Genomic DNA, 8,925 nt, shown 5'->3' on the forward strand with positions numbered 1-8,925 from the left:
ACCGCATCCTGAATGGCCAGGTTGACGCCGACACCGCCGACCGGCGACATCGCATGCGCGGAATCGCCGATGCAGAGCAATCCCGGCCGCGACCACCGCTCCAACCGGTTGATTGCAACCGTCAGCAGCTTGACGTCGTCCCACGTTTTCACGTCCGACATCCCCTCACCCAGGATCGGCGCCATGCCGATGACGTCGTTGCGAAAGGCATCCAACCCCCGCGCCTTCACGGCATCGAACTGGCCCTTTGCGATGACATAGGCGCACTGCCAATAGTCGCCACGGTCGAAGGTAACGAGCATCTTGCCGGTCTTAACGCGCGCGAACAGGCTCTCGTTTTCGTTTGGCCGCCGGCCGGAGCGAAACCACAGCACGTCCATCGGTGCGCCGATTTCTTCCACGTCGAGGTTGGCCCCTGGCCGCACGATTGAGTGCCGCCCGTCGCATCCGATCGTTAGCCCGGCGCGGATTTCGACGGGCCCCTCGGGCGTATCGGCCTTGACGCCAACCACCGCGTCACCCGATCGGATCAGGCCGGTGGCATTGGCGTTCATCATTACCCGAAGCGACGCAAAACGCTTGCCGCTCTCGCGCAGGAAATTGAGGAAATCCCATTGCGGCATCATCGCGATAAAGGGGTATTTGACCTTCAGACGACTGATGTCGGCGATGCGGATGGCCTCGTCGCCGAACAGACCGTCCATTTTTTGCAATTGCTGATGCGGTACCTTCAGGAAGCCGTCGATGAGACCCAACTCGTCCAACACCTGCAAGGTCGAGGGATGCACGGTATCGCCGCGGAAATCGCGGAAAAAATCAGCGTGCTTTTCCAAGACAAGCGTCTCGATGCCGGCACGGCCCAGCAGATAGCCCAGCATCATGCCGGCCGGGCCGCCGCCAACGATGCAGCAATGCGTTTGAAGGGTTTTGGGCATCGGCACCTCCGCAAAGTCCTGCGCGGGCACCTTATATCCCGATATCCCGTTAGATTGTTAGCGGCGGAAGCTTTTGATCTCCGACACGCTGCCGTCGCGATACGTCAATTCGACCGAGACAAATTGGCTCGAGGGCGGCAGCTTGAGATATGGCTTGGCTTCGTAAGGTATGGCGCTCGGATCCTTCATGCCGCACGGCGGCATCTTCAGCACTTGGTTCGGCACCGACGTATCGATCCCGATGCGCACCTCGCGAATGGCGCAGCGATACGACATCAGGTGGGTGTAGTAGACCAGAAGCCTATTGAATTCGCGAAACGACAGCCAGCTTGTCGCGGTCAGACACGACGGTCCAGCCGCCATTGTGGCGAGAGAACATCGCGATCGGCGCATTGACCGAGTCCTCTTTCGGCGGCCGCCGGATGGCCGCCGGGGATAACCCAGCGACTTGCTGCTGTGGCTCGCCGGATTTTCCCGAATCCTTTGCCGTATCGGCTTTCGGCTTGTCGGCGCCGTTCAAGAACACATCGTCGACCATCTGATCGAAATAAACCGGGATCTGCTTGTGGCTGACGGTCTCCGCCATTTCGCTGACGATGCGGCGGGTATGCTGAGCTTCAGCTGGATGGAAGTCTTCAGGCAAACGAACGTCGAGAACAAGCAATGTCATCGCGACGCTGAACACGCCATCCGTCAGCGTATCGAGCCGGGCTTTTGCAAACGTCACCATTCCCCCACGGCCTGCAAGTTGCCATGTCCATCCGGGATTTGAAGGCCGAATGACAAAAAGCCGGTTATTTGTGCGAAAACGTTAAGCTTTTTCGGCCTTTTGCCCGTTCCAAGATTGACTTTGGCCGTTTCGACCCTATGTTCGCGGTCAAAGCGGATTTGGGTCGAATACGATTCATAAGTTGATCCGCCCGCTGGTCAGCGTCCTTTCACTGCCCCTGAGCTTCATCAAGCGCGCCGTTTCGGGGCCGAACGCGACCGCCATTTACTTTCGATTCCGAACGGCGGTTTCGATTAGAGGCTCAATGTCTTTTTCTCATCTCGGTCTATCCGACAAGGTGCTCGCCGCGGTTGCGGCCACCGGCTACACCACCCCTACCCCCATTCAGGAACAGGCGATTCCCCACGTTCTGGCCCGCCGCGATGTTCTCGGCATTGCCCAGACCGGCACCGGCAAGACCGCGGCCTTCGTCCTTCCCATGCTCACGATCCTGGAAAAGGGCCGCGCCCGCGCCAGGATGCCTCGAACCCTGATCCTCGAGCCGACACGCGAACTCGCCGCCCAGGTCAAGGAGAACTTCGACCGCTACGGCGCCGGCCAGAAACTCAACGTGGCGCTCTTGATTGGCGGCGTTTCCTTTGGCGACCAGGATACCAAACTGACTCGCGGCGTCGACGTTCTGATCGCGACACCGGGCCGGCTGCTCGACCACACCGAACGCGGCGGATTGCTGCTCACGGGCGTCGAACTGCTCGTGATCGATGAAGCCGACCGGATGCTCGACATGGGCTTCATCCCCGACATCGAACGCATCTGCAAACTGGTGCCGTTCACCCGCCAAACGCTGTTCTTCACCGCGACGATGCCGCCGGAAATCAGGCGCATCACCGAGACCTTCCTGCACAATCCCGAGAAGGTAGAGGTTTCGAGGCCTGCGACGACCGTCGCCACGATCACCCAGTTGCAGGTTGCCTCGGGGCGCGAAGCGCATGACAAGCGCGATGTCCTCCGCCGCCTGTTGCGCGAAGCCAAGGACCTCAACAACGCGATCATCTTCTGCAACCGCAAACGCGAAGTCGCCGTCGTACACAAGTCGCTGCAAAAGCACGGCTTCAGCGTTGGCGCCCTGCATGGCGACATGGACCAGTCCGCCCGCACGGCGGCGCTCGATCAATTCCGCAAAGGCGAGATTCCGCTCCTCGTCGCCTCCGACGTTGCCGCTCGCGGCCTCGATATTCCGGCCGTCAGCCACGTCTTCAATTTCGACGTTCCCCATCACGCCGACGATTACGTTCATCGGATCGGCCGAACCGGCCGGGCCGGCCGCGCCGGCACCGCGATTTCCATCGTCACCTCGCTCGACCATAAATCAATCGGCGCGATCGAAAAGCTGATTGGACAAAGCATTCCATTCGCCGAAGGCAGTTCCAAAGCGCCGGAGTCGGAGCAAGCCGCTCCTCGCGAACGCAAGGAACGGTCTCGGGATAGCGGAAGAGAAGGCTCGCGCGGCGGGCGCAAACGGCGCCACGAACGTGACGCCGGCAGCAACGGGGGCCGCAACCCCGCCCCGACGATACAATCTCCGGTTGTCGCTGCGGCGACGACGCCGGTAATCCCATCCTCCCCGCCGCGTCCCCCGTCGATCGGTCGCCCGTCCCCAACCAAGAACCCGTCGTCTGCTTCGGAACCCGCTGATCATTCTCATCTTCCAGCGTTTTTACTGCGTCCCGTGCGCGCCCGCGTCTGATCTTTTCCGCTTCGGCAGTATCGGGGTACGGGTCGCTCGTTTACGACCCGTTCATCAACCTCCGGTAGCTTAACCTTTATAGTTTATGATTTTGGGCGCGGGATGCGGTTCCGCGCCGTCGTTGGGGACATGGTTCCGTGCTGGACGAACATGAGCGCACATTGGCCTTTGCGGAACTCGCGCTCGGCCAGATCAGGTCCCTGCGGCAAACCGCAATCCCGCGCAATTATGAAATCTGGTACGTCTACGCCACCGGATACAATTCGCAGCTCAATCAGGTCATCAACGAGACGCTTACCCGCAACGGCAAGCTGACCGAGGCCGACCTCGAGCAGATCTACGAGACTTACCTCTCTCATCTCAAGACGACTGACCGTATCGACAAGGTCGGCGCGCGCGTGATCGGCGAAATCGATGACGTGGTGCAGTTGATCGGCGACGCGCTTGGCATGTCGGCCGCATTCAATGCGAGCCTGTCCGGCGCCACCGAACGGCTTTCGAAGGCGGTGGATCGCGATCAGGTCATGAAGGTGGTCGATTCGCTGGTCAAGACGACCCACGAGATGCGCGACACCACCAAAGCCCTGGAAGAGCGGCTGGTGCTGTCCAAAACGGAAATCAATAATCTGCAGCAGAGCCTCGAGGCGATCAGGGCTGAAAGCCTCACCGATCCCTTAACCGGCCTCGGGAACCGCAAATACTTCGATCATTCGCTTGAGACCGCAGTTGCGGATGCAATCTCAACCGGCGAGCCGCTATCGCTCATGATGTTCGACATCGACCACTTCAAATCCTTCAACGACTCCTATGGCCATCTCACCGGCGACCAGGTGTTGCGACTGGTGGGGATGTCGCTCAAGCAGTCGATCAAGGGACAAGACATCACCGCGCGCTACGGCGGCGAGGAGTTCGCCGTCGTGCTGCCGAACACGGCGCTACGTCAGGCCCTTACGGTCGCCGATCACATTCGCCGTGCGGTGATGTCGAAAGAATTGAAGAAGAAATCCACCGGCGAGATCCTGGGTCGTGTCACTATCTCGGTTGGCGTCTCGATGCTCAAGCCGGGCGACGATATGGACTCGCTGATCGACCGGGCGGATGCCTGCCTTTATGCCGCCAAGCGCGGCGGACGCAACCGCGTGGTCTGCGAGGCCGATCCGGAATACGTCGCCGAAACCCGCGGCCAGGTCGCGTAAAGCCTCGCCTGAGTTCCTCAACGCCGCTTTCGTTGCATGGCTTGCCGCAAGGCCGATTTCTTCTTCGGTGCGGCTTTCCTTGATATCGGCGCTTTGCTCGTTGGCTTCGCCCGCTTCTTGGCCTTCCTGGACGTCTTTACGCGCTTCTCGAGCGCCGCGCGCTGCGCGGCCGCCAATGCTGCCCGCGCCCAGCCGGTCAATTCATCGGAATCGTCGAACAGCCGCGCCGGCAATTCCCAGTACGAATTGACGATGACGACCTTCGCGGTCGATCGCTGTTGATACTGGAACGGCTTCGATCCTTCGGCCTGGAATTGCGGAATGGTCTCTTCGTCGGCGCGGAAATAAAGACCCGCGCGTAGCGCCAGCGCAAAGTTGATGCCGTCGACCGAAATGCCGTAGCCCGAGAACATCCGGCGTAACGTCACGGGGCCGAAGTCGGTGAATAAATCGACCAGGAAATCGCGGTCCATCGGCGGCCCATGTTCACGCTTCGACGAAGCATGAATCTTTCAGCGTCAGTCCTCGATGCTCGCCGGCTTGAGCTGCACGGATTCCCCGCAGCCGCAGGCGCCGATCTGGTTCGGGTTATTGAAGATGAACTGGGCTTGCAGCTTGTCGGCCTTGTAGTCCATCTCGGTGCCGAGCAGGAACAGCACGGCCTTGGGATCGACCATGATCTTGACGCCCTTGTCTTCGACGACCTCGTCGGTCGGGCGCACCTCATGGGCATATTCGACCGTATAGGATTGCCCCGCGCAGCCGCCGTTCTTCACGCCGACCCGAAGGCCGACGATCTCGGAATCCGCGCGCTTGGTCAGCTCCCCAATGCGTTGGGCAGCCGCCTCCGTCAGCCTCATCACTTGCGGACGAGGACGAGGCTTCGGCTTAGAGGCTGGAGCTATGGTGTTCATTTCGGTCTTCCTCTACGCCGCATCAGGGCGGCGAAAATCATCAGTCTAAAGTAACTACCAACGGCGCGTTGTGAAGGCCTCGCGCTACGAATCCAGATAGCCGCGCCGTTCGTTAATAGATCGCCCAAACTCCCGGCGTAACCAACTCCAGCAGGTGATTGTCGGGATCGCGGAAATACACGCTGTGACCGCCACGCGGCCAATCGGTTCTGCCCTCGATAACGACATTGTGCTCACGAAGCCGGCTTTCCCACCCCGGCAATTCGCCCGCCTCGATGGCAAAGGCCATGTGAAGGGGCCCGCTGCCGTCATGCGGCGGAATGGTCCCGCCAGGCAAATGAACCGGTTCGAGCGTCGAACCCCGTCGAAACAACAGCAGCACGCTCCGCCCGCCGACGTCGAAAGCCAGAAACCGCTGGTCGCTTGTCAGCGGCACAAGCCCGAGCACCTCCTTGTAAAATGCGCGGGCCCGTTCAAGGTCATCCACGTAGAGCGCTGTTTCGATGACGCCAGAAAGTTTCGGCAACGGAACACTTCACCACATATTGAGCACGAGACGCGCCTCGTCGGACATGCGATCCGGCGTCCACGCGGGATCCCACACCAGGTTTACGTTGACGATGCCCACGCCAGGCACGCTCGCCACTGCGTTTTCCACCATCTGCGGCAACTCCCCCGCCGCCGGGCAGTTCGGCGTGGTCAGCGTCATCATCAGGTCGACGGAGCGATCGTCCTTGAGCTCGACCTTGTAGATCAGGCCGAGTTCGTAAATGTCAGCCGGGATTTCCGGATCGAACACCGTCTTCAGCGCGGCCACGATCTCGCCGCTCAGCCGCTCGGTTTCGTCCGGCGGCAACGCCGAGTAGGTTTCCATGTTGGAAGTCCTGGTTTCCAGATCCTTGGTTTCCAGATCCTTGGCTTCCAGATCCTTGGCTTCGACAGTTCCGTTCATGCGAACAATTCCCGCGCCTTGATCAGCGCCTGTGCCAGATGGTCGACTTCTTCGCGCGTATTATACATCCCGAACGAGGCCCGGCATGTCGCGGTCACGTTGAACCGCTCTAAAAGCGGCATCACGCAATGGGTCCCGGCGCGAACCGCGATCCCCTGCCGGTCGATGACGGTCGCGACATCGTGTGGATGCGCGCCCTTCATTTCAAAAGAAATCACCGGCCCCTTGCCCTTTGCGGTGCCAATCATCCGTATCGAATTGATCTCGCGCAGGCGCGTTTCCGCGTAAGCCAGCAAGTCATGCTCATGCGCGGCGATGCGCTCCTTGCCGATCGAATTGACGTAATCGATCGCGGCACCAAGTCCCACCGCTTCCACGATCGCGGGCGTGCCCGCCTCGAACTTGTGCGGCGGGTCGCCATAGCTGACCCAGTCGCGCGCGACTTCGCGGATCATCTCGCCGCCGCCATTATAGGGCCGCATGCCTAAGAGATAGTTGTATTTGGCGTAGAGCACGCCGATGCCGGTGGGGCCGTATAGCTTGTGGCCGGTGAAGACATAAAAATCCGCGTCGATGTCCTGCACGTCGATGGCGAGGTGAACCGCCGCCTGGCTGCCGTCGACCAGGACCGGAATGCCCCTGGCATGCGCGATCTTCACGACTTCCTTCACCGGCACGATGGTGCCGAGCGCATTCGACATCTGCGTGATGGCAACGAGTTTGGTCCGCGGCGACAGCTGCTTTTCGAACTGGTCGATCAGGAAGTTGCCGTCGTCGTCAACATCGACCCATTTGAGCACGGCGCCTTGACGCTCCCTGAGGAAATGCCAGGGCACGATATTGGAATGATGCTCCATGATCGAGAGCACGACCTCGTCGCCGTTCCCGATGTTCGGCGCGCCCCAGGAGGACGCCACCAGGTTGATCGCTTCCGTCGCATTGCGGGTGAAGACAATTTCCTCGGTCCGCTTCGCGTTGAGAAATTGGGCGACCTTGGCACGTCCGCCCTCATAGGCTTCGGTCGCGGCATTGGCGAGGTAATGCAGCCCGCGATGGACGTTGGCGTATTCGCTTTTATAGGCCTCCGTCATGCGATCCAGCACGGCGTTCGGCTTCTGCGCGGACGCGGCATTGTCGAGATAGACCAGCGGCTTGCCGTAGACCTTCATCGCAAGCGCAGGAAAATCCTCCCGCAGGCGGGCGACGTCGTAAGAACCATTTGCGACCGCCGGATGCATGCTCATCCCCGTGCCGCCAGCCAGCGCTGCGCGGTCGAAATCGCAAGCTCGCGCAAGGCGTCGCTGGAAATGGATTCAATGGCCTCGCCAACGAAGGCCTGAATCAACAGCGCCTGGGCTTCCTTTTCGGAAAGGCCACGGGCGCGCAGATAAAACAACAGGCTCTCGTCGAGCGCGCCAGTGGTCGCGCCATGACCGCAGGTCACGTCGTCGGCAAAGATTTCCAATTCCGGCTTGTTGTCGGCTTCGGCTTCGTCTGACAGCAGCAGCGCCCGCGTCATCATCTTGGCGTCGGTCTTCTGCGCCTTGGGCTGAACGATGATGCGGCCCTGGAATACCGAATGCGCGCGATCGTCGACCACAGCGCGGAAGACTTCCCGGCTGGTGCAACGGGGCACGGCGTGATCCAGGAACAGCGTGGTATCGGCGTGCTGACGGCCATTGAGGAGGTTGACGCCGTTGACGTTTACCTCCGAGCCTTCGCCTGCAAAAGTGAGGTAGCCCTGATAGCGGCTGAGGCCGCCGCCGCTCGTCATGTTAAATGTGGTGAGGCGGGCCTTCGCGCCGACCGTGAAGATCGCGGTCGTGATGTTGGTCGCATCCGGGCTATCTGCCATCAATCGCACATGTTGCAAATGGGCTTGGTCGCCGAGAGAAACGGTGACGGTGTCGTTGACCTGGTAGGACTTGGCATCGTGAGCGGCGACAAAGCTCTCCAGGAGCGTCGCCTGCGCGGCTTTGCCAAGTTTCAGGAACGAACGGGTATAAGTCGCAGCCGTTGACCTAGTCGCGACGTGCACAAGATGCAGCGGCTTGGTAAGCACGGTTCCATCGGCAATATCGATCACCACGCCATCGGTAGCCATGGCGGCGTTCAGCGCGACCATGGGGCCGGAAGCCGTGCCATTCTCGAGCAGATCAGCGCGAGCAGCGTCGGCGCTATTCTCCAGAACTTCGCGCAAGATCTGCACGCGAACGCCAGCTTCCACCGCGCCCAGATTCGAGAGCGAGGGTGCCAGCGCGCCGTCGATCAGCACCATTCGGCACGCATCTACGGCCCTAAGTTCAGCCAGCGCCGCTTCGCCACGCTTCAGGGCCGATGCATCGGGTGCAGCCGCCAGCGGCAGCACTTCGCGCATCAGCGCGCGCAGGTCGGTATATTTCCAGTCTTCGAGACGCCGATGCGGCAGGCCGGCGCGCTCGAAAGCATCGA

At 60.8% G+C, this 8,925-nt stretch carries 9 protein-coding genes and 1 pseudogene; 2 read left to right on the plus strand and 8 right to left on the minus strand.

Going from position 1 to position 8,925, the window contains the following annotated elements; all coding sequences use genetic code 11:
- Both WB528_RS09405 and WB528_RS09410 read right to left on the minus strand, forming a co-directional pair.
- Nucleotides 1–935, minus strand: a 935-nt coding sequence (locus WB528_RS09405) for an FAD-dependent oxidoreductase (RefSeq protein ID WP_423888147.1), incomplete at its 3' end; no start/stop codon positions are given.
- Between the two features lie 57 nt (nt 936–992).
- A pseudogene (locus tag WB528_RS09410) lies at nt 993–1,692 on the minus strand (TMEM175 family protein); the annotation flags it as partial.
- A 277-nt stretch (nt 1,693–1,969) separates the two neighbouring features.
- Between WB528_RS09410 and WB528_RS09415 the strand changes: the two are divergent.
- Together WB528_RS09415 and WB528_RS09420 are read left to right on the plus strand one after the other, a co-directional pair.
- The gene (locus WB528_RS09415) at nt 1,970–3,412 is read left to right on the plus strand and encodes a DEAD/DEAH box helicase (protein WP_423888148.1); all 1,443 of its coding nucleotides are present in this window, start codon (nt 1,970–1,972) and stop codon (nt 3,410–3,412) included.
- A gap of 137 nt (nt 3,413–3,549) precedes the next feature.
- Complete coding sequence (locus WB528_RS09420; protein ID WP_423888149.1) at nt 3,550–4,608, plus strand: GGDEF domain-containing protein; 1,059 nt, start codon at nt 3,550–3,552, stop codon at nt 4,606–4,608.
- Between the two features lie 17 nt (nt 4,609–4,625).
- On the opposite strand, the gene WB528_RS09425 is transcribed toward WB528_RS09420, so the two are convergent.
- The 6 genes from WB528_RS09425 to sufD all read right to left on the minus strand — a co-directional run.
- Nucleotides 4,626–5,081: a TfoX/Sxy family protein gene (locus WB528_RS09425; protein ID WP_423888150.1), complete on the minus strand. Its 456-nt coding sequence runs from the start codon at nt 5,079–5,081 to the stop codon at nt 4,626–4,628.
- A 45-nt stretch (nt 5,082–5,126) separates the two neighbouring features.
- Nucleotides 5,127–5,522 (minus strand): HesB/IscA family protein, encoded by a 396-nt coding sequence (locus tag WB528_RS09430; protein WP_423888151.1) that lies wholly within the window; start codon nt 5,520–5,522, stop codon nt 5,127–5,129.
- A 112-nt stretch (nt 5,523–5,634) separates the two neighbouring features.
- Nucleotides 5,635–6,048, minus strand: coding sequence for a VOC family protein (locus WB528_RS09435; RefSeq protein WP_423888152.1), 414 nt, complete (start codon nt 6,046–6,048; stop codon nt 5,635–5,637).
- A 9-nt stretch (nt 6,049–6,057) separates the two neighbouring features.
- Nucleotides 6,058–6,396 carry an SUF system Fe-S cluster assembly protein gene (locus WB528_RS09440; RefSeq protein WP_423888155.1) on the minus strand — a complete coding sequence of 113 codons (339 nt, stop codon included), beginning with the start codon at nt 6,394–6,396 and terminating at the stop codon, nt 6,058–6,060.
- 74 nt (nt 6,397–6,470) lie between these two features.
- Nucleotides 6,471–7,718 (minus strand): cysteine desulfurase, encoded by a 1,248-nt coding sequence (locus tag WB528_RS09445; RefSeq protein ID WP_423888153.1) that lies wholly within the window; start codon nt 7,716–7,718, stop codon nt 6,471–6,473.
- A partial coding sequence (gene sufD, locus WB528_RS09450) for a Fe-S cluster assembly protein SufD (protein ID WP_423888154.1) occupies nt 7,715–8,925 on the minus strand: 1,211 nt, incomplete at its 5' end. The genes WB528_RS09445 and sufD, both read right to left, overlap by 4 nt.

Origin of the sequence: Bradyrhizobium sp. (assembly GCF_049586575.1) — a bacterium.
Classification (GTDB): domain Bacteria; phylum Pseudomonadota; class Alphaproteobacteria; order Rhizobiales; family Xanthobacteraceae; genus Bradyrhizobium.